Source organism: Diplocloster modestus, assembly GCF_019042245.1.
Taxonomy (GTDB): domain Bacteria; phylum Bacillota; class Clostridia; order Lachnospirales; family Lachnospiraceae; genus Diplocloster; species Diplocloster modestus.
Genome location: NZ_JAHQCX010000001.1, coordinates 510,143 through 529,727, shown reverse-complemented (window position 1 = coordinate 529,727; position 19,585 = coordinate 510,143). Strand labels below are relative to the sequence as shown.

The window sequence follows — 19,585 nt, the reverse complement described above, 5'->3', positions numbered from 1 at the left end:
GCCTTAGGACCTCCCAAACTCTGAAAGAATCAGCCCCTTATTCCGGTCCAGAGTCATCCCGATGCTCCAGCTATTCACAAAGAGCAGCAAAGGCCGGCCCTTCAGATCCTGGATCTTCTTCATATCGGAAGTTCCGGTCAGGGAATCCATATCAATATCCGTATTTTCGATCCAGCGGATATATTCATAAGGAAGATTTTCCAAAATGATCTCCACGTTGTACTCATTGTTCAGGCGGTATTTTAAGACGTCAAACTGCAGAACACCCACCACTCCGACGATGATCTCTTCCAGCCCGCTGTGCAGTTCCTGGAAGATCTGGATCGCGCCTTCCTGGGCGATCTGGGTTACCCCCTTGACGAACTGTTTCCGCTTCATGGTATCCACCTGACGGACACGGGCGAAATGCTCCGGCGCAAATGTAGGTATCCCCTCGTATGCGAATTTCCTGCTGGGGCTGCAAAACGTATCTCCTATGGAAAAAAGACCGGGATCAAACACACCGATAATATCACCGGCATAAGCTTCCTCCACAACTTTACGCTCCTGGGCCATCAGCTGCTGGGGCTGTGAAAGGCGCATTTTCTTCTCCCCCTGCACATGGTACACTTCCTGGGCGGCATCGAATTTCCCGGAACAGATCCGCATGAACGCAATACGGTCCCGGTGCGCTTTATTCATGTTGGCCTGTATCTTAAATACGAAGGCGGAAAAATCTTCGCTGACCGGATCGATAATCCCGCTGTCGGCAAATCTGGGGAGCGGCGCTGTGGTCATCTTCAGGAAATGCTCCAAAAAGGTCTGGACTCCGAAGTTGGTCAGCGCAGATCCAAAGAATACCGGGGAAAGTTCTCCCGCCTGGACCTCATCCAGCCGGAATGGCGTGCTGGCGCCGTCCAGCAGTTCAATCTCATCCGTCAGCTTACCAAATGCATCTATTCCGATGATCTCCTGGATTTTCGGGTCATTGATGGAAACCTTTGTAATTTCACCTTCTTTGGTTCCTCTCTGGGTATCGCTGAACAGGGACACTTCCCTGTCATTTCTGTCATAGACTCCCTGAAACGCTTTCCCGGAACCGATGGGCCAGTTCATAGGGCAGGTAGCGATTCCCAGTTCCTTTTCGATCTCATCGAGCAGGTCGAAGGTATCGTTGGCTTCCCGGTCCATTTTATTGATAAAGGTAAAGATCGGGATTTTCCGCATGACACAGACCTTGAACAGCTTTCTGGTCTGGGCCTCCACACCCTTGGACGCGTCGATAACCATAACCGCAGAATCCGCCGCCATCAGCGTCCGGTATGTGTCCTCGGAGAAATCCTGATGCCCCGGGGTATCCAGAATATTGATACAATATCCGTCATACTCAAACTGCAGTACCGAGGACGTTACGGAGATTCCTCTTTCTTTTTCAATCTCCATCCAGTCAGACACCGCATGTCTCGCTGTTGCTTTTCCTTTTACACTTCCCGCCAGATTAATGGCGCCTCCATATAAAAGCAGTTTTTCCGTCAGCGTCGTTTTACCCGCATCGGGATGGGAAATAATCGCAAATGTTCTTCTTCGTTGTATTTCTTTTTTATTATCCGCCAATTAAGCTGTCCTCCTACCAATCTCTTTCACTGTTGCCGTAGAAAAGGAGCTGCGTACTCACAGCCCCCGGCATTACACTCTTATTCTAAATAATATCATACAAAATCCGCCATAAGTCAAGACCCTGGCCGTAATTTGATGAATTTCACTGTTCACACCATTCGTAAATGAGGATTTAGGGGAGACTGTCCGATTGCTCCGATGTTTGCTCTGGTGTGTGTTCTATGTATTTCACATAATATTCCTCCAGAGTACTGATCCCCCTGGCCTTCATATCTGCAGCAGTTTCAACGCCTACATAGGTGATATGCCACGGCTCGTATTCATATCCTGTGATCTCTTCCTCCCCTTCGGGATAACGAACTATGAAGCCGAAGTCCCCGCAGTTCTGTTCCACCCACTCAGCGGCCTGCGTTCCAGCGAAGGCCCGAAGGGTGCTCTGGCCGGTGTTAATGTCCACCGTCAGCCCGGTCTGATGCTCAGAGTATCCTTCTCTGGAGCTAAAGGTATCCACTTCCGCCTCTGATTGGCGCTTCATATAGTTATTATGTAGATTTTCCTGATACTGATAAGTACGGAAGGCGGATACCGGCTGCAGATAAAACCCCGCTGCCTTCGCGGCCTTCTTCAGCTCTTTGAAGGCATCTGCCGCCGTCTTTTCCATTCGTTTCCCTTTTCCGACGCTGACCAGCTGCTCCGGAGCATAATCCTTGGGCAGATAGCGGTATTTGTTGACCAGCATGGGGCCTTTCTCAACCACCTCGGCTGCTTCCGCCATGGTATAGAATTTCTGATCCAGCCCTACATTTACCCTCCATACCACTTCCCCGGCAGGAAGATCTGGATTTTCCAGCTGATAATCCTCATAGCGGTACTGCTTGTCCTTCTCGTAATAATAGAACTCCCCAAAGGGATTCTGCACTTCCGGTTCCGCCGGCGCTTCGATACCGGAAGCGGATTCCGATTTCTCCAAAGCACCACCTGTCACGTTTTCCGCGGCATACACTTCGTTCAATTCATACTTTTGTCCGAGGAGATTATTGGCAGGCCCTTCCTGTCCGAACGCTCCCCATGCAAATTCCAGCGCGGCAAATCCGCCAATCAGGACACAAAAAAAGAACAGCATGCGCCCGATCAGCTGCATTCTCTTCTGTCTTTTCTGCTTCTTAATTTTTTCCCTGGAATACTCCCATTCCCACTCCTGGTCCATTTTCATTCTCATTTAATCTATTCTCATCCTATAATCAGTATTTACACCCTTTTCCATCCTCCGATGTGTTCCCCCCACAACCGGTAACGAAAGCCAGCTTTTCCATAATTTTACATGAACTTATTATAATTCATCTTCGGAATTTATACAAGCCAAAACCCTATTTCCTTCTGGTATTTTTATCCAGATCGTTCAACATCTTTTGAACAGCTCCGACAGTTTTTGCAGGTATCCGGCATAAAATCCCCTGACTTGCTTCGCGGTATGAGTCCCCGGGTATATCCGCCGTTTTCTGTGAATCAGCCGCGTTAAGCAAAGCTTTCCTTTCAATAAATTTTTTGTTCGTTTCTATATTTAAATCCTTGCAATTGCAGGACAAGTCTGCTACAGTGGAAATACCTACAAAGAAAGAAAAGAGGTATTAATATGAGTGAACATAATCACGACTGTGAATGCGGATGTGGATGCGGATGCGGCCACGAGGAAGAAGAAGTTACCGTAACTTTGACACTGGATGACGGCTCCGAAATGGAATGCGCCGTACTGACTATCTTCCCCGCCGGTGAGAACGAATATATCGCACTGCTTCCCTTAGAGCCGGAAGAAGATGACGAAGAAGGCGAAGTATATCTGTATCGTTATAAAGAAACCGGAGACGGTGAGCCGGAACTGGAGAATATCGAAGACGATGATGAATATGAAAAAGTAGCGGATGCCTTCGATGAACTTCTGGACAGCGCAGAATTTGATGAATTACTGGAGGAAGACGAGTAAATAAAATTGCGGTCAGGCACGATATAACAATAAACGGCACCGGGATAACACTTGGGTAATCAGGAGAGATTTCCCAGATGCTATTGCCGGTGCCCGGTTTATTCGGGTTAGGATTGGGATCGGGATATTATTCATTATAAAACATGATAGTGGGGAATTATATCCTCATATGTGCCGTCTTTCATCAGAAAGCCTCCGGGAATTGTGCCTAACTTGACAAAGCCCAGTTTTTCATATAAATGCAGCGCGGATTTATTTGATTTTACAACCGCATTGAATTGTAAAATGCGGAAACCGAGATCTTTGGCTTTTCCCAGACAGTGAAGCACTAACTTTTCACCGATATGCTGTCCCCGGATTTCTTTTTCTACCGCGTAACTGGCATTGCAAATATGGCCGCAGCGCCCCACGTTATTGGGATGAAGAATATAAAGCCCGACGATTTTTCCGTTATCCGCATCATAAGCCACTCCGGTAAACGACTGATCCTGGAAAAAGACATTTCCCGAGGTTTCGTCAAGCATCTCCAACTGTGGAAAAGCAATCCCGTCTTCCACAACCTGGTTCCATATCTTTGCCACGTCTTTTACATCATTTTTATCATAAGCTCTTATCTTAATTCTCATATTTCCTCCATGCGTGCATTTTCCCGCACATATCGGTATCGGTGAAGAGGAGGAAACCCGGCCCATTCCTCCTAAAAAATCAGCCTTCCAGCATTCCAATCCCTACTCGGATACGCTTCAGAGACTCTTCTTTTCCCAGGACTTCCATAAGCTCCGTAGCCCCGCCCGGAGTAGTCTGTTTTCCCGACACAGCGGTGCGGATCGGCCACATAACATAGCCGTTCTTATAGCCTTTTTCCTTAATGAAACCGACCAGCGACTCATAGAGCGCGTCGTTACTGTAATCCGTCTGCGCCTCCAGCAGAGGAAGAACCTCTTTTAACACAACCAAGGCAGTTTCTGGTGTTGTTTTCATTTTCTTATGGGCATACATGGCGGTGTCATACTCGGGCAGCTCCGCGATAAAATCCACCAGCTCCGGTATATCCGGGAATACCTCAATTCTGGTTTTCACCATAGCCGCCACCTTGCGGTAATCCACGTCTCTTCCGATCGCCTCCTTAAGAATCGGCTCCACCTTCTCATAGAAGACATCAAAATCCATGGCTTTCATGTATTCCCCATTCATCCAGCCAAGCTTCACCACGTCAAATACAGCCGGAGCCTTACCCATGTGATGATAGTCAAACGCCTCCACCAGCTCTTCCAGGGAGAAAATCTCCCGGTTCTCCTCCGGACTCCAGCCCAGCAGCGCGACAAAATTCACCACCGCTTCATTCAGGAAACCGGCCTCGATCAAATCCTCGTAAGAAGAATGACCGCTTCTCTTACTCAGCTTCTTATGTTCCTCATCCGTAATCAGAGGGCAGTGTACATACGTGGGCACTTCCCATCCAAACGCCTCATACAGACGATTATACTTCGGGGAAGAAGACAAATACTCATTTCCCCGCACCACATGGGTGATGCCCATCAGATGATCATCCACCACATTGGCAAAATTATAAGTGGGATACCCATCGGACTTGATCAGTACCATATCATCCAGCTCCGCGTTATCTACGGTAATATCCCCATAAATATCGTCCTGGAACGTGGTCGTTCCGGTCTGCGGATTATTCTGCCGGATCACAAAAGGAACTCCCGCCGCCAGCTTCTCCTCCACCTCGTCCTTCGACAAATGCAGGCAGTGTTTATCGTAAACCATAACTTCTTTTCCATTAATCTCCTGCTTCAACGACTCCAGCCGTTCCTTATCACAGAAGCAATAATAAGCCTCTCCCTTCTCGATCAGCTGCTTCGCATACTCGAGATAGATCCCCTGTTCCTGCCGTTCACTCTGCACATAAGGACCCACAGGCCCGCCGATATCCGGGCCCTCATCATGCTTAAGCCCCGTTTTCTCCAGTGTCCGGTAAATAATATCCAGCGCTTCCGGCACAAACCGTTCCTGATCCGTATCCTCGATCCTCAGGATAAAATCCCCGCCCTCGTGCTTCGCAATCAGATAGGCATACAGCGCTGTCCTCAAATTCCCCACATGCATCCTCCCGGTCGGGCTGGGTGCAAATCTCGTTCTTACTTTATTCATCCTAATACACTCCTACACATCGGTATTTTAATAATTTTCATATGTGCCCTATTTTATCACACAATCCCATTCCTGTTAATAGAAATTTGAAAAATTTGGGATGCAAATCTCATCCCCCTCCTGCAGATTATACACATTCACATAAGGATTCGCCGCCATCAAACTAGCCAGATTCACGCCAAACTGCCTGCTGATCCGGTACAGCGTATCCCCTTCCTTCACCACATACATCTCACCTTCACAAGTAATCCCGTTCGACCATTTCCCCGGGTCAAAAGAAACATCCGTACTGCACATACCATCACGCCTTTCCATAAAACTTTCTTCATTATTATATGCCTTCCGGCATAGAATGTGATAAATCACTACGGGAGGCTTACTTGGGGAGGCTTACTTAGGGACGGAGGAAGCTGGGGCGGGGCGGAATTCCGGGCGGGGCGGGATAAACGTAACGGGCGCCCGGAATTCCGCCCCGCCCCAGCTCCCTCCTGCTCTGGTAAATGCCAATTAGTGTATGCATCAAAGTTGTGGATGATTTAGGCACTTATAAATGATTTTCTACACAAAATGGCAAAATTTTAGTTCTGGTGAATCCGGGTTAGGTTTTACAGATAATCGGGTTTAGTAATATTAGTAACCTATCGGCCAGGAAATGGAAATAGGCTTTCGATTCGTCCATATTTTGGGCATTTGCATGGATTCATGGCTGAAGAACATGGAAATCGGCTTTCTGTAAACAAGGGAAGAGAGGCAAGGGGACGGGGACGAGGCAGAAAGACGCCGGGGGAAAACCGGGGGCATACTAGCCGTGTCGGAGAAACGCTTGAGGGCGGGCATTAGCGGATCTTGTGGAGAAGGAGTCAGAACCCTGCGGGTCCGGGGCACTGTCTGAGCCGCTTTTTGGCGAGTTTGCCCCGGACCCGCGAATAGGGGGTTCTGGCTCCTTCGGAACTAGATCCGCTTATGCCCGCCCGAAGCGTTTCTCCGACACGGCTAGTATGCCCCCGGTTTTCTCCCGGCGTCTTTCCGCCTCGTCCCCGTCCCCTTACCTCTCTTCCCGCCCCCCCAAAAAGCCACCCCCCAGAAGTTCCCAGCCAGTCTCAGAAGATGTTTCCGGTTGTTTTTTCGGGGACTTTGTCGTATAATGTAGGCTGATATTAGAGTAAGGAGGTACAGCAGGCAACTGCGTTATTTATGGATAAACAAATATTACATACATTGGGCATCGATATTGGTTCTACTACGGTAAAAATTGCCCTTCTGGACCAGGATAAAAATATATTGTTTTCTGATTATGAACGCCATTTTGCTAATATTCAGGAGACATTGGCATCTCTTTTGGAGAAGGCACATGCACAGCTGGGCGATTTTGAGGTTTGGCCTATGATCACCGGGTCCGGCGGACTGACACTGGCTAAGCATATGGAAGTTCCTTTTGTTCAGGAAGTGATCGCCGTGTCTACGGCGCTGCAGACGGAAGCTCCCCAGACGGATGTGGCGATCGAGCTGGGCGGGGAAGATGCGAAAATTATATATTTTGAAGGTGGAAATATCGAACAGCGTATGAATGGTATCTGCGCGGGCGGTACCGGTTCATTTATCGACCAGATGGCTTCTCTTCTTCAGACGGACGCTTCCGGCCTTAATGAGTATGCCAGGAATTATCAGGCCATTTATCCCATCGCGGCGCGGTGCGGGGTGTTCGCCAAGTCCGATATTCAGCCTCTGATTAATGAGGGTGCCACCAAAGAAGATTTGTCCGCTTCTATTTTTCAGGCCGTTGTAAACCAGACGATCAGCGGATTAGCCTGTGGAAAGCCGATTCGGGGGCATGTGGCGTTTTTGGGAGGGCCGCTTCACTTTTTATCTGAGTTAAAACAGGCGTTTGTAAGGACTTTGAAACTGGACGAGGAGCATACGATCGCTCCGGATCACTCTCATCTGTTCGCTGCCATTGGTTCTGCGCTGAATGCGAAGCCTGAGGTCAGCACTACCCTGACTGCCCTGATTCATAAGTTATCCGGGAATATTAAACTGGAATTCGAAGTGGAACGAATGGAGCCTCTGTTCGCTTCTGCAGAGGATTATGAGGCTTTTGAAAATCGACATAACGGCCATTGTGTGGCTACGGCAGATCTGGCTTCTTATGAGGGGAATTGCTATCTGGGAATCGATGCGGGTTCTACCACTACAAAAGTCGCCCTGGTGGGTGAGGACGGTTCTTTATTATATTCCTTCTACAGCAATAACAACGGCAGCCCGCTGGCTACCACTATTAAGTCTATAAAAGAAATCTACACGCTGCTGCCGCCGAGCGCCTCGATTGTCCGGTCCTGTTCTACCGGGTATGGGGAAGCTTTGATTAAGGCAGCTCTGTTATTAGATGAGGGCGAGGTGGAAACCGTAGCCCATTACTATGCGGCGGCATTTTTTGAGCCAGCTGTGGACTGTATTCTGGATATCGGCGGACAGGATATGAAATGTATCCGGATTAAAAATCAGACCGTAGACAGTGTACAGTTAAATGAAGCCTGTTCTTCAGGCTGTGGTTCTTTTATTGAAACCTTTGCCAAATCCTTGAATTACAGTGTGGAGGATTTTGCCAAAGCAGCGCTGTTCGCCAAGCATCCAATCGATCTGGGCACCCGCTGTACGGTATTTATGAATTCTAAAGTAAAGCAGGCACAGAAAGAGGGGGCCGAGGTCTCCGATATCTCTGCGGGCCTTGCTTACTCTGTTATTAAGAATGCGCTGTTTAAGGTAATCAAGGTTTCCGATGCGTCTTCCCTGGGTCGGAACATCGTGGTGCAGGGCGGTACTTTTTACAATGATGCGGTGCTGCGGAGCTTTGAAAAGATCGCGGACTGTGAGGCGGTCCGGCCTGATATTGCCGGTATTATGGGTGCCTTTGGAGCGGCACTGATCGCCAGAGAACGCTATGAGGAAGGTATGGATACCACCATGCTTCCCTTTGAGAAGATCAACACCCTTCAGTTTTCCACCAGCATGGCCAGATGTAAAGGCTGTACCAACAGCTGTCTGCTGACCATCAACCGCTTTACCGGCGGGCGGCAGTTTGTGACGGGTAACCGCTGCGAACGGGGGCTTGGAAAGGAAAAAAACAAGGATAATATCCCGAATCTGTTTGAATATAAGAATAAACGGCTGTTCGCCTATGAGGCTCTGCCGGAGGATGAGGCTGCGAGAGGGACCGTGGGGATTCCCAGGGTATTGAATATGTATGACAATTATCCGTTTTGGCATACGTTTTTCACAAAACTTAAATTCCGGGTGGTGCTATCCCCTTCTTCCAACCGGAAAATATATGAGCTGGGTATCGAATCCATTCCCAGTGAGTCGGAGTGCTATCCGGCCAAATTGGCTCACGGACATGTAATGTGGCTGATCAAGCAGCATGTGGATATGATATTCTATCCGTGTATTCCCTATGAGCGGAACGAATTCCCGGATTCCAATAACCACTACAACTGCCCTATTGTCACATCCTATGCGGAAAATATAAAGAATAATATAGAAGAAATCCGTTCCGGACAGGTAAATTTCAAGAACCCTTTTCTGGCATTTACCAGTGAGGAAGTCCTCTCCAACCGGTTAAAAGAAGAGTTTGCGGAGTACATGCAGATTCCGGCCGAAGAGGTGGGGGCGGCCGTACACGCGGGCTGGATGGAACTTGAGAACTTCCGGGAGGAAATGATGCGCAAAGGGGAGGAAACCCTGGCCTGGATGAACGAAAACGGCAGGCGCGGGATCGTTCTGGCCGGGCGTCCTTATCATGTAGATCCGGAGATTCATCACGGTATTCCCGAGCTGATCACCTCCTATGGGATGGCCGTGCTGACGGAAGATTCTATCTCCCATATGTATCCGGTGGAGCGTCCGTTGATCGTTATGGATCAGTGGATGTATCATTCCCGTCTTTACGCGGCAGCGAATTATGTAAAAACAAGGGATAATCTGGATCTGATTCAGTTAAATTCTTTTGGCTGCGGTCTGGACGCGGTTACCACCGACGAAGTAAGCGATATTCTGTCCAAGTCCGGTAAGATTTACACTTGTCTGAAAATTGATGAGGTAAATAACCTGGGCGCCGCCAGAATCCGGATTCGTTCGCTGCTGTCCGCCATTCGGGTGCGGGAACAGAAATCGATCTGCCGGACTGTGGTATCTTCCGCCTATGACCGGGTGGTATTTACCAAAGAAATGAAAAAAGACTACACGATCCTCTGCCCCCAGATGTCGCCGATCCATTTCGCTCTGATCGAGCCGGCGTTAAAATCCTGCGGGTTTAATATCCGTGTTCTGCCCAATGACAATAAAGCAGCGGTGGATGTGGGGTTAAAATATGTAAACAATGACGCCTGCTATCCTTCTCTGATGGTGGTCGGGCAGATTATGGAAGCCATCTTATCCGGTGAATACGACGTGAACAAAACTGCGGTTGTAATTTCCCAGACCGGCGGCGGCTGCCGCGCTTCCAACTATATCGGGTTCATCCGCAGGGCTCTTGAAAAAGCCGGTTATCCACAGATTCCGGTTATATCCATCAACCTGAGCGGATTAGAGAGCAACCCGGGGTTTTCCTTTACACTTCCATTATTGAAAAAGGCTATATTCGGTCTGGTATTCGGAGATATCTTCATGCGCTGCCTGTACCGGATGCGCCCCTATGAGGCCACACCGGGTTCTGCAAACGCGCTGCACAAAAAATGGGAGGCCAGATGCATCACATTTCTACAAAAGAAGCACCCGTCCTTCGGGGAATATAAGAAATTATGCCGTGAGATCATTCAGGATTTTGATAAACTGCCGATTACCGATGTGCAAAAGCCCAAGGTCGGCGTGGTCGGCGAAATTCTCGTAAAATTCCTGCCGGCGGCAAACAACTACCTGGTAGAATTACTGGAATCCGAGGGAGCAGAGGCGGTTGTCCCCGACCTTCTGGACTTCTTCCAGTACTGCTTCTATAATTCGAATTTCAAGGCCAGTAAACTGGGCATGAGTAAAAAAACCGCGGCGCTTTGCAATCTGGGAATCAAAGGCCTGAATTGGATCCGTTCCGCTCCATGCAAGGCATTAGAGGCCAGCCAGCACTTTACCCCTCCGGCACGTATCGAAGACCTGGCGGAAATGGCGGAGCCGATCGTCTCGCTTGGTAATCAGACCGGGGAAGGATGGTTTCTGACCGGTGAGATGATGGAACTGATTCACAGCGGTACCAACAATATCGTGTGTACACAGCCTTTCGCCTGCCTGCCGAACCATATCGTGGGAAAGGGTGTCATCAAAGAAATCCGCAGAAGGCATCCGAAATCAAATATCGTGGCCATCGACTACGACCCCGGTGCCAGCGAGGTAAACCAGCTGAACCGTATCAAACTCATGCTTTCCACCGCCCAGAAAAATCTGGCAGAGAAATAAAAGACCAGAAGGGGACATGTCCATTTCAGTTTGGGACATGTCCATTTCGGATGTCCATGTTACATAAGACCAATCCTTACCTTTGCTCCGGTCCTATCACATCTTTTCCGAATAAGTTATCCTAACATTCTCATGATATTCTCGTATAAAAAGTCTTTCATCTCTTCCACAGTCACTGCCTCTGAAATATCTTCCTGATGGAAATAAATCATAAAGCTCATAATCTGGGACAGAAGAGCCGTGCGCTGCAGCACCGGCGATATTTCACGCCGAAACACACCCTCAGCGACTCCAGCTTCCACGAACGCCGTCAGGATGTCATTTATTTCTTTACAATATCCTTCCTGGCGGGCCATCTCTTCTTTCAGGGAATTGGAAAATTCAAACGATCCGTTTGCCATTCGGAACAGCTGGGTAAAGGAACTCTTCTGTCTCGCATCGGTCTCAATCCACTGAAAAACTGCGTGGATCCGGTCTTTCGTATTCGTATATTGCCTCAGTAACCTTCGGATCTTCTCGATGCGCTGCCCTACGTCATAGAACAGCGCTTGTATAATAATCTCTTCCTTGCTTCGGAAATACTCATACGCAGTACCTTTACCGATTCCGGCCCGGTTCGTAATGTCGGATACTTTTAACGTATTGATATCCACGCCGTCTTCGATCAGTGCGATCACCGCGTCAAACAGTGCGATTTTCTTGGCAGACACTTCCATTACTCAATCTCCTCCTCCGTTATGTCTTCTTTCCGGTTGAACAAGTCATAGATACACGGCACTACGAACAGCGTCAGCAGGGTGCCATAGGTCAGGCCTCCGATCGTGACGATCGCCATGGGCTGCACCATGTCCGCGCCCATGCCAAATCCAGCCGCCATAGTGGAGAGTCCCAGAACGGTCGTCATGGCCGTCATCAGGATCGGACGAAGACGGGTCTTTCCGGCCTCCACGATCGCCTCTTTTTTCTCCATTCCTTCTCTTCTCAGCTGATTGATATAATCCACCAGCACGATACCATTGTTTACGATAATTCCGGAAAGCATGACGAAACCGATCATTGCAATCACACTAACTTCACTGCCGGACAGGTACAGTCCCATAAATCCGCCGGTAAAGGCCAGAGGAATGGTAAACATGATGATAAACGGCGACAGCAGTGACTGGAACTGGGCAACCATGATCAGATACATGAATACCAGCGCCAGCAGCAGCATTTTGATTACCTGAACCATGGCTTCATTGATCGTTTCATCCTCACCAGCCATCTCGATACTGTAACCGTTCGGAACCTGATACTGATTCAGCTGCTTCTGTATTTCGCTGCTGACCAGGCCGATATTGTGATCTTTATCAATGGAAGCGGATACGGTAATACAGCGTTCGTTCCCAATCCGGTTGATGGACGCCAGCCCATCTCCTTCCGTAAATGTACAGAGTTCCGACAGCGGCACGTCTTCTTTCTCTTTGTCCTTATTCGTAACACTTACGGTAAGCTTCTCCAGATCCTGCCGGGTCAGCTCCTCATCTTCCCCATCTTTCACGACCACATCATAATCCTTGGCCTCTGTCTGGAGAATGGTAGCCGCTTTGGCATCCGCCAGCCTGGCCTGTATCTTCTGGTATACCTGCGCCACAGTCAGATTATATTCCGAGGCTTTCTCTTTATTTACAATAATCCGGAACTCCGGCGTGGTCTCATCCATACCGTCATTGACATCCGTAGTCCCTTTGGTATCGGTTATAATCTTCGCCACATCACCGGCCATCTCCTGAAGCTTATCCAGATCACGGCCTTTTACCCGGACGGATATCCCACTGCCGCCCAGAGCGCTCATATCCATGGTGTTCGTACTTACAGTAACTTCGCAGTCCAGATCCTGTGTCAGTTCTTCTATGCTGTCCGCCACTTCGGCATTCGTCATGGTCTGGTCTTCCCTCAGAATCAGATACAAGGATGCCGCGTCTGTGGAGCTCTTACCCATTCCCATCATGGAACCGGAACTGACCATAGCGCCCACGGTATCCACATCCGGGATCGTGGTTAACCGCTCGATCACCTGATCTGTCATAGCTGCCGTCTCCGAAAGCGGGGACCCATCCGGCATCTTCACCTCCACGGACACCTGGGTGCTCTCCATCTCCGGCATAAACGCCGTTCCTCTGGAAATGGCTCCAAATGCACTGACTGCCAGCAGGATCACCACTGTGATCAGGACCACAGCCTTATGCCGCAGTGACCATGCGATTCCTTTTCCGCACACGCCCTGCAGCCGGTCCAGAATCTTATGCTCTTTCTCTTTGGTATTCTTAAGCAGGCCGGCCGACATCATCGGGACCAGAGTAAGCGCGATCAACAAGCTGGCCAGCAGCGAGTAAGCGATCGTCAGGCCCATATCCACGAAAAGCTGCCGCGTGATTCCCTGTGTAAATATAATCGGCGCAAATACGGATATGGTTGTCAGCGTGGACGCCATAATTGCTCCGGACACCTGTCTCGCTCCGTCAATAGCCGCCTTCTTGACCGGTATGCCCTCATTCCTCAGCCGGTAGATATTTTCAATGACAACAATCGAGTTATCTACCAGCATACCGACTCCCAGTGCCAGACCGGACAGAGAGATAATATTGATCGTCACGCCGGAAAAATACATCAGCACGATGGCCGTCAGGATACTGATCGGTATCGAGCAGGCGATGACCAGTGTGGGCCTGATATCCTTCAGGAACAGCAATAGGATCAGGATCGCCAGAAGTCCGCCGAACAGCATATTTTCCAGGACAGAATTGATCACCATGTCGATATAGATTCCCTGGTCCATCAGGGCCGTAAACGTCAGGTTTTCATTTTCTGCCGCCAGTTTATCGAAACGGTCCTGCAACCGGTCCGACACATCTCCTGTAGAATACCCGGTCTGTTTCTGAATGCTGAACATAATACCCGGATTTCCATTTATTTTCGCATATACCTGGTCACTGTTGTCCGTATAAATAACATCCGCCACATCGGAAAGCCGGATCGGCTCCAGCCCGTCCATACCCATATCCAGCAATACCAGATTTTCCAGATCTTCCGTATCAGCTACCTTATCACCGACCCTTACCAGATAATCCACCCGGTCTTCCGTGACGTAACCAGCAGGCATGGAGAAGTTCTGGGCCAACAGGATCTGCTTGATCAAATCCGTATTAATTATATTATTCAGGTCAGAGTTATCATACGCCGTATCTTTCGTATCATCGAACTGCTCCTTGGCTGTGTCCATCTGCTTTTCGCCCATTTCCAGCATAGCCTTGGCACTGCCCATCTCCACAGCAGCCTTGGACTGTCCTTCCACCAGCTGCTTCATTGCATCGTCCGTTTTCTCTTTTATTTCCGGGAAAGCATCCTGTGCCTCCTGTAGCTTGACCTTATTATCCGCCAGCTCCTTCTTGGCCTCGGTCAGTTTCCCCTCTAGTTTACCGATCTCCGCCTTGGCGGTATCATAAGCCGCCTGTATCTGAGCCAGTTCCTCTTTCGTAACCGGAAGCTGGGATGTCTGCTGGTCGATCTGATCAAGTGCTCCCTGAAGTCCGCTCTTTAACGCATCCAGTATCCCCTTCTGGACCTCCACGGGCATATTCTGGATTCCCATCTGAATCGCCTGATTCATGGCCGCTTTTTGTTCTTCCGTGAGCGCACTGGTATCGATCGAGGCTAACATCCCCTGCAAGGCCGCCGCCTGTTCCGGTGTAATCGCTCCTGGTGTTATGGAATTCAGGAAATCAAGCTGCTGCTGTATCTGCGCTTTCGCCTGTTCCAGAGCCTCAAGACCCTCTTTTGCGGCTTTCAGCTGCTGTTCCAGTTCCGAAGCTTTTCCTTTCGTCTCGTTCAGCGTATCCTCCAGCGTGCTTACCAGTTTCTCACCCATCTGTACCAGACTCTGGGCTGTTGCGATCTGTACTTCGCCCTTGGCGATATCCAGCTTTCCGTTGAGAATCTGGGTCTCTCCTTCCGCCATCTTACCGGAAGCCTCATTCAGCCCATCTTCCAGTTTCTTCTTCCCATCCTTAATCTCAGACTGGGCATCCTCCATCTCCGACTCGGCATCTGAGAAACTGTCATCCAGCGCCGCTCTCACCTTCGCGTTGGCCTCATCCACCTTATCCTGACGGATAATCACCTGGACGCTCTCCTCGATCTCACCAGTAGCTGTAACACTGGCCACCCCCTCCAGGCTCTCGATATCCGGTACCACTTTGTCATTTACCAGATCTGTAAGCTCCGAAGCGCTCAGACCCGCGCCGTCCACAGCCGCCACCATAACCGGCAGCATATCCGGGTTCAGCTTCATAATCAGCGGATCTCCGATATTATCATCCCAGTACGTCTTGATCTGATCCAGACTTTCACGCATCTCAATGGTAACGGAATCCATATTGGTGGTCTCCGAGAACTCTAGAATAACCATGGAAACATTATCAGAAGAAACCGAATTAATATTCTCTATATTACTGATGGTGGCCATCGCCGATTCCACCGGTTTGGTCACTTTCTCTTCCACTTCTTCCGGGCTGGCTCCCGGGTCTGTCGTCATAACGATCGCATAGGGCAGGTTCATACTTGGAAAAAGATCCGTGGTCATCTCCGAAAAAGAAACGAACCCCAGGATCAATATCAGCACCACAGCCACCACTACCGTATACGGTTTCTTCACGCTAATCTTCGATAACATTCCGCTCCTCCTTGCGCTTGGCTCTTCTGTCAAAATAATCCGACCGACCAACCGGTCGGTCACTTTCCTCATTATAATGGGCCCTCTGATTTGAGTCAATCCTTTCAAATATTAAACTTTTATAAACTATATTAAGGGCCGGCTCCCCCTTTCCTCTCCTACACTGGTTTAAGCTTAACATTATTAATAATCTATCCTATTCAATATTCCTCCTGTTATATCCAGTCGGCCGCCGTTCACCTGTCAGCCCTTACCAGTGTAGTTGGGAAAGCGGTCTGGGTGATCAGAGGCAGACAGTGTGGGCAGGCTTATAGCGGGCAGGGAATCCCCGTGCTCCCGTCTCCGGCCAGGTTTTTGTTTACCATGAAAAGACATAAGAAACGGTTACTAGTTACACTTGCGGAGGAGTCCGGAAATCCCCATTTTTCAGGGCACTGTTAGAGCCCGCAGGGCGAGTTTGCCCTGGAAAATGTAATAGGGGATTTCCGGACTCCGGAGCTAGTGTAACTTGTAACCGTTTCTTTGTCTTTTCATGGTAAACAAAAACCTGGCCGGAGACGGGAGCACGGGGATTCCCTGCCCGCTATAAGCCTGCCCGTACTGTACTGCCTCTGATCACCCAGACCGCTTTCCCAACGGCCCCTCCAACGCCCGCCTCCTTGAAAAGGTCCCTAAAAAATAGTCGACAAGCCTGGATAATTAGTTTATAATCATTGCGAAAGGACGTGCTAACTATGGGATTTACTTTTATTAAAAAATTACCTACCCCTTCAGAGATTCGGGAACAGTATCCGATCAGCGAAGAGATTAAGAAAATAAAGGAACAGAGAGATACGCAGATCCGTGATGTGATCACAGGTGTCTCGGATAAGTTCCTGGTCATCGTGGGGCCTTGTTCCGCAGATAATGAGGACGCGGTGTGCGATTATGTAAGCCGGCTGGCTGAACTTCAGGAAGAAGTGAAGGAACGGCTTATTCTGATTCCCAGAATTTATACGAATAAACCTAGGACAACCGGCGAGGGGTATAAGGGGATGGTACACCAGCCGGACCCGGAGAAGAATCCGGATCTTCTGGGTGGGCTCATCGCGATCCGGAAGATGCATATCCGGGCCATTGAGGAAACCGGACTGACTGCCGCGGACGAGATGCTCTATCCTGAAAACTGGCGTTATCTCTCGGATATTTTATCTTATGTGGCCATCGGCGCACGGTCTGTGGAGGATCAGCAGCACCGGCTGACAGTCAGCGGTTTTGACGTGCCGGCGGGAATGAAGAATCCAACCAGTGGAGATTATTCGGTTATGCTGAACTCGGTGGTGGCTGCCCAGCACGGACACAGCTTTATTTACCGGGGATGGGAAGTTCAGACGGACGGAAATGAACTGGCTCATGTTATTTTGCGCGGAGCTGTCAATAAACATGGTTCCTGTATACCCAATTATCACTATGAGGATCTGAACCGGCTCCTCATGATGTATGATGAGCGGGAATTAAAAAATCCGGCGGCGATTATTGATGCCAATCATGCCAATTCCAATAAGCAATATGCGGAACAGATCCGTATCGTAAAAGAAGTTCTGCACAGCAGGCGGCATTCCCATAGTATTCACCGTCTGGTCAAGGGCGTTATGATCGAGAGTTACATAGAACCCGGTGCACAGCTGGTAGGAGAACATATCTATGGAAAATCGATCACAGATCCTTGCCTGGGCTGGCCGGAATCGAAACGCTTAATATTGGACATCGCAGAATTATGCTGACAAAAGTACTGCTGAGTAAATGAGAAGGGCGGCTGTATGCCGCCCTTCTATCTATTTCCCAGCAGATCCGAATGTGACCCTGTCCGGGAAGCGGTCAAAATCAGCTTCTTCCGATTGACTACATAAATTAACAGCCAATCCCTCGAAACATGGCACTCCCGGAATCCGGCATAAGTTCCCGACAGAGCATGATCATGGTATTGCTCTGCCAGCTCCTTCTCCGCTAACAGCATATCGATCACCTGTTCCAGCCGGCACATGTCATAGCCACGCTTTTTCAGCCGTTTATAATCCTTTCGGAATTGGCCGGTGGTTTCCAGTTGCAGCATTCTTCTTAGCCCATTTCTTTATTTAATTCTTCAAACAATTCCCCTGCCGAAGCATAGGTTTTCGTATATACCTTTCCATCCAGGATATCTCGTGCTTCCTGCATGGAAACTTCTGTTTCCGTATTATAAAGAGGCTGTTTCATATCAAAAGGCAGACCTCCCTCCATTATACATTTGCGTAAAAACAGATCAATAGCATCCGATAAAGTAATACCCATGTCTGCAAACAATTTTTCCGCTCTTTCCTTAGTGTCCGGATGAATCCGTACCTGGATACTGGTCGTTTCAGCCATAATATGAGCCTCCCTTTCTCCTATAAACTATTATATGTAAAAAAACCGATTCGTATAGTAAAAACCGGACTAATAAAACTCTCACCAATGCAGGAGCACAGTGACGCAAGGGCTGCCGACGCGGTTTGGAACCTGTTCCATTTGATCCCTCCCGCGGCGGCAGCCCTTTCGTCACTACGCTCCGTTCCTTAGCCTCTTCCTCCCTCAGCCTACGTCTATTTCCTGGGATGAGCCTTCGCATATACCTCCCGTATATGACTGCTGTTAATATGCGTATAAATCTGGGTTGTGGATATATCGGAATGCCCCAGCATTTCCTGTACGGCTTTTAAGTCGGCCCCATTCTCCACCAGATGGGCCGCAAAGGAATGCCGTAATGTATGAGGGGTAATATCCGCTTCGATCCCGGCCCTCTTCGCATAATATTTGATCAGCTTCCAGAAACCCTGACGGCTCATAGGCTTACCGGAACAATTGGTAAACAAGGCTTCACAGCCCTCTGAACCGATGAAATGGCTTCGTGCATTTTCCATATAATTCTCAAGCGCCAGCTGGGCAGCATGTCCAAACGGAATGATCCGCTCTTTCTCACCCTCCCGGCAAACGATATAATTCATCTGAATATTTACATCTGATGCTTTCAACGTGATCAGCTCAGTCACGCGGATACCGGTGGCGTACAAAAGTTCCAGCATGGCTTTGTCCCGGATCTCCTTCGGAGTGGTACCATGTGGCTGCTCTAACAGCAGAATGACATCATCCGTGGAAAGCACATCCGGTATTTTTTTCTCTACTTTGGGTGCTTTTAACACTTCCGCCGGATCCTCTTTTACGATTCCCTGGCGGAATAAGTAGATAAAGAAAGCCTTTGCCGACGCGATGCTCCTGGAAATAGTTGCCGCCGCAAAGCCTTTTTTCTCCAGATACAGAATGTATGAGTTCATATTTGTAGATGTAATATTCCTTACATCCATAACCCCCTGACCATACATGAATCTGGCCATTTTCAATAAATCTCTTTGATAGGAAATTTCCGTATTGTTCGAGGTCTTCTTTACCTCATGCAAATACGAAATAAATTCCTGTATTTCTTTTTCCATACACTCATCCTTTGCTTTCCGGCTGACACACCCTCTGTATTCCTTACTGTCTCTTCTCCTGATACGCCCCTGTATAATTTACATAATATTGCGTTATATTTAGTATTATAAGCATAAATTCCGAGAAAATCAAATGTAAATTTACTTAAAAACCCAGGTTTCATGCGGGTTTGACATAAAAATACAACATATCGGCGACCCATTTGGGGGCAGCAC

General features: G+C 48.9%; 13 protein-coding genes. 3 read left to right on the top strand and 10 right to left on the bottom strand.

Annotated elements, in window-relative coordinates:
- Positions 1-3: 3 nt before the first annotated feature.
- A complete protein-coding gene (locus KTH90_RS02395) occupies positions 4-1,593 on the bottom strand; it encodes a peptide chain release factor 3 (protein WP_158352634.1) in 1,590 nt (529 codons plus the stop codon).
- A gap of 175 nt (positions 1,594-1,768) precedes the next feature.
- The gene (locus tag KTH90_RS02390; RefSeq protein ID WP_158352635.1) at positions 1,769-2,815 is read right to left on the bottom strand and encodes a M15 family metallopeptidase; all 1,047 of its coding nucleotides are present in this window, start codon (positions 2,813-2,815) and stop codon (positions 1,769-1,771) included.
- 414 nt (positions 2,816-3,229) lie between these two features.
- On the opposite strand from KTH90_RS02390, the gene KTH90_RS02385 reads away from it, so the two are divergent.
- A complete protein-coding gene (locus tag KTH90_RS02385; RefSeq protein ID WP_158352636.1) occupies positions 3,230-3,577 on the top strand; it encodes a DUF1292 domain-containing protein in 348 nt (115 codons plus the stop codon).
- A 134-nt stretch (positions 3,578-3,711) separates the two neighbouring features.
- Here KTH90_RS02385 and KTH90_RS02380 read toward each other — a convergent pair whose 3' ends face one another.
- The 3 genes from KTH90_RS02380 to KTH90_RS02370 all read right to left on the bottom strand — a co-directional run bounded on the left by KTH90_RS02380 (position 3,712) and on the right by KTH90_RS02370 (position 6,049).
- A complete protein-coding gene (locus KTH90_RS02380) occupies positions 3,712-4,203 on the bottom strand; it encodes a GNAT family N-acetyltransferase (RefSeq protein WP_158352637.1) in 492 nt (163 codons plus the stop codon).
- A 79-nt stretch (positions 4,204-4,282) separates the two neighbouring features.
- Positions 4,283-5,734 (bottom strand): glutamate--tRNA ligase, encoded by a 1,452-nt coding sequence (gene gltX, locus KTH90_RS02375; RefSeq protein ID WP_158352638.1) that lies wholly within the window; start codon positions 5,732-5,734, stop codon positions 4,283-4,285.
- A gap of 75 nt (positions 5,735-5,809) precedes the next feature.
- Entirely contained in the window at positions 5,810-6,049 is a 240-nt protein-coding gene (locus KTH90_RS02370) for a LysM peptidoglycan-binding domain-containing protein (RefSeq protein WP_238726191.1), read from the bottom strand.
- Positions 6,050-6,928: 879 nt separating this feature from the next.
- Between KTH90_RS02370 and KTH90_RS02365 the strand changes: the two genes are divergently transcribed.
- A complete protein-coding gene (locus KTH90_RS02365; RefSeq protein WP_158352640.1) occupies positions 6,929-11,173 on the top strand; it encodes a 2-hydroxyacyl-CoA dehydratase in 4,245 nt (1,414 codons plus the stop codon).
- A gap of 116 nt (positions 11,174-11,289) precedes the next feature.
- On the opposite strand, the gene KTH90_RS02360 is transcribed toward KTH90_RS02365, so the two are convergent.
- Both KTH90_RS02360 and KTH90_RS02355 read right to left on the bottom strand, forming a co-directional pair.
- Complete coding sequence (locus KTH90_RS02360) at positions 11,290-11,889, bottom strand: TetR/AcrR family transcriptional regulator (protein WP_158352641.1); 600 nt, start codon at positions 11,887-11,889, stop codon at positions 11,290-11,292.
- A complete protein-coding gene (locus KTH90_RS02355; RefSeq protein ID WP_238726190.1) occupies positions 11,889-15,884 on the bottom strand; it encodes an efflux RND transporter permease subunit in 3,996 nt (1,331 codons plus the stop codon). The genes KTH90_RS02360 and KTH90_RS02355 overlap by 1 nt, the downstream gene beginning before the upstream one ends.
- A 734-nt stretch (positions 15,885-16,618) precedes the next feature.
- On the opposite strand from KTH90_RS02355, the gene KTH90_RS02350 reads away from it, so the two are divergent.
- Positions 16,619-17,647: a 3-deoxy-7-phosphoheptulonate synthase gene (locus KTH90_RS02350; RefSeq protein ID WP_158352643.1), complete on the top strand. Its 1,029-nt coding sequence runs from the start codon at positions 16,619-16,621 to the stop codon at positions 17,645-17,647.
- A 47-nt stretch (positions 17,648-17,694) separates the two neighbouring features.
- Here the strand turns inward: KTH90_RS02350 and KTH90_RS02345 are convergent, their stop codons facing one another.
- From KTH90_RS02345 to xerD, 3 genes are all read right to left on the bottom strand, one after another.
- Positions 17,695-17,976, bottom strand: a complete 282-nt coding sequence (locus KTH90_RS02345; protein WP_158352644.1) for a type II toxin-antitoxin system YafQ family toxin — start codon at positions 17,974-17,976, stop codon at positions 17,695-17,697.
- A gap of 5 nt (positions 17,977-17,981) precedes the next feature.
- On the bottom strand, positions 17,982-18,269 hold the full coding sequence (locus tag KTH90_RS02340; protein WP_158352645.1) for a type II toxin-antitoxin system RelB/DinJ family antitoxin: 288 nt from the start codon (positions 18,267-18,269) through the stop codon (positions 17,982-17,984).
- 215 nt (positions 18,270-18,484) lie between these two features.
- Positions 18,485-19,369, bottom strand: coding sequence for a site-specific tyrosine recombinase XerD (gene xerD / locus KTH90_RS02335; RefSeq protein ID WP_158352646.1), 885 nt, complete (start codon positions 19,367-19,369; stop codon positions 18,485-18,487).
- Positions 19,370-19,585: the final 216 nt, after the last annotated feature.

Excerpts from the sequence above, each read along its gene's own strand:
- KTH90_RS02390 (WP_158352635.1), bottom strand. The coding sequence starts at position 2,815 with ATGAGAATGAAAATGGACCAGGAGTGGGAATGGGAGTATTCCAGGGAA.
- KTH90_RS02385 (WP_158352636.1), top strand. The coding sequence starts at position 3,230 with ATGAGTGAACATAATCACGACTGTGAATGCGGATGTGGATGCGGATGC.
- KTH90_RS02380 (WP_158352637.1), bottom strand. The coding sequence starts at position 4,203 with ATGAGAATTAAGATAAGAGCTTATGATAAAAATGATGTAAAAGACGTG.
- gltX (WP_158352638.1), bottom strand. The coding sequence starts at position 5,734 with ATGAATAAAGTAAGAACGAGATTTGCACCCAGCCCGACCGGGAGGATG.
- KTH90_RS02370 (WP_238726191.1), bottom strand. The coding sequence starts at position 6,049 with ATGGAAAGGCGTGATGGTATGTGCAGTACGGATGTTTCTTTTGACCCG.
- KTH90_RS02365 (WP_158352640.1), top strand. The coding sequence starts at position 6,929 with ATGGATAAACAAATATTACATACATTGGGCATCGATATTGGTTCTACT.
- KTH90_RS02360 (WP_158352641.1), bottom strand. The coding sequence starts at position 11,889 with ATGGAAGTGTCTGCCAAGAAAATCGCACTGTTTGACGCGGTGATCGCA.
- KTH90_RS02355 (WP_238726190.1), bottom strand. The coding sequence starts at position 15,884 with ATGTTATCGAAGATTAGCGTGAAGAAACCGTATACGGTAGTGGTGGCT.
- KTH90_RS02350 (WP_158352643.1), top strand. The coding sequence starts at position 16,619 with ATGGGATTTACTTTTATTAAAAAATTACCTACCCCTTCAGAGATTCGG.
- KTH90_RS02345 (WP_158352644.1), bottom strand. The coding sequence starts at position 17,976 with ATGCTGCAACTGGAAACCACCGGCCAATTCCGAAAGGATTATAAACGG.
- KTH90_RS02340 (WP_158352645.1), bottom strand. The coding sequence starts at position 18,269 with ATGGCTGAAACGACCAGTATCCAGGTACGGATTCATCCGGACACTAAG.
- xerD (WP_158352646.1), bottom strand. The coding sequence starts at position 19,369 with ATGGAAAAAGAAATACAGGAATTTATTTCGTATTTGCATGAGGTAAAG.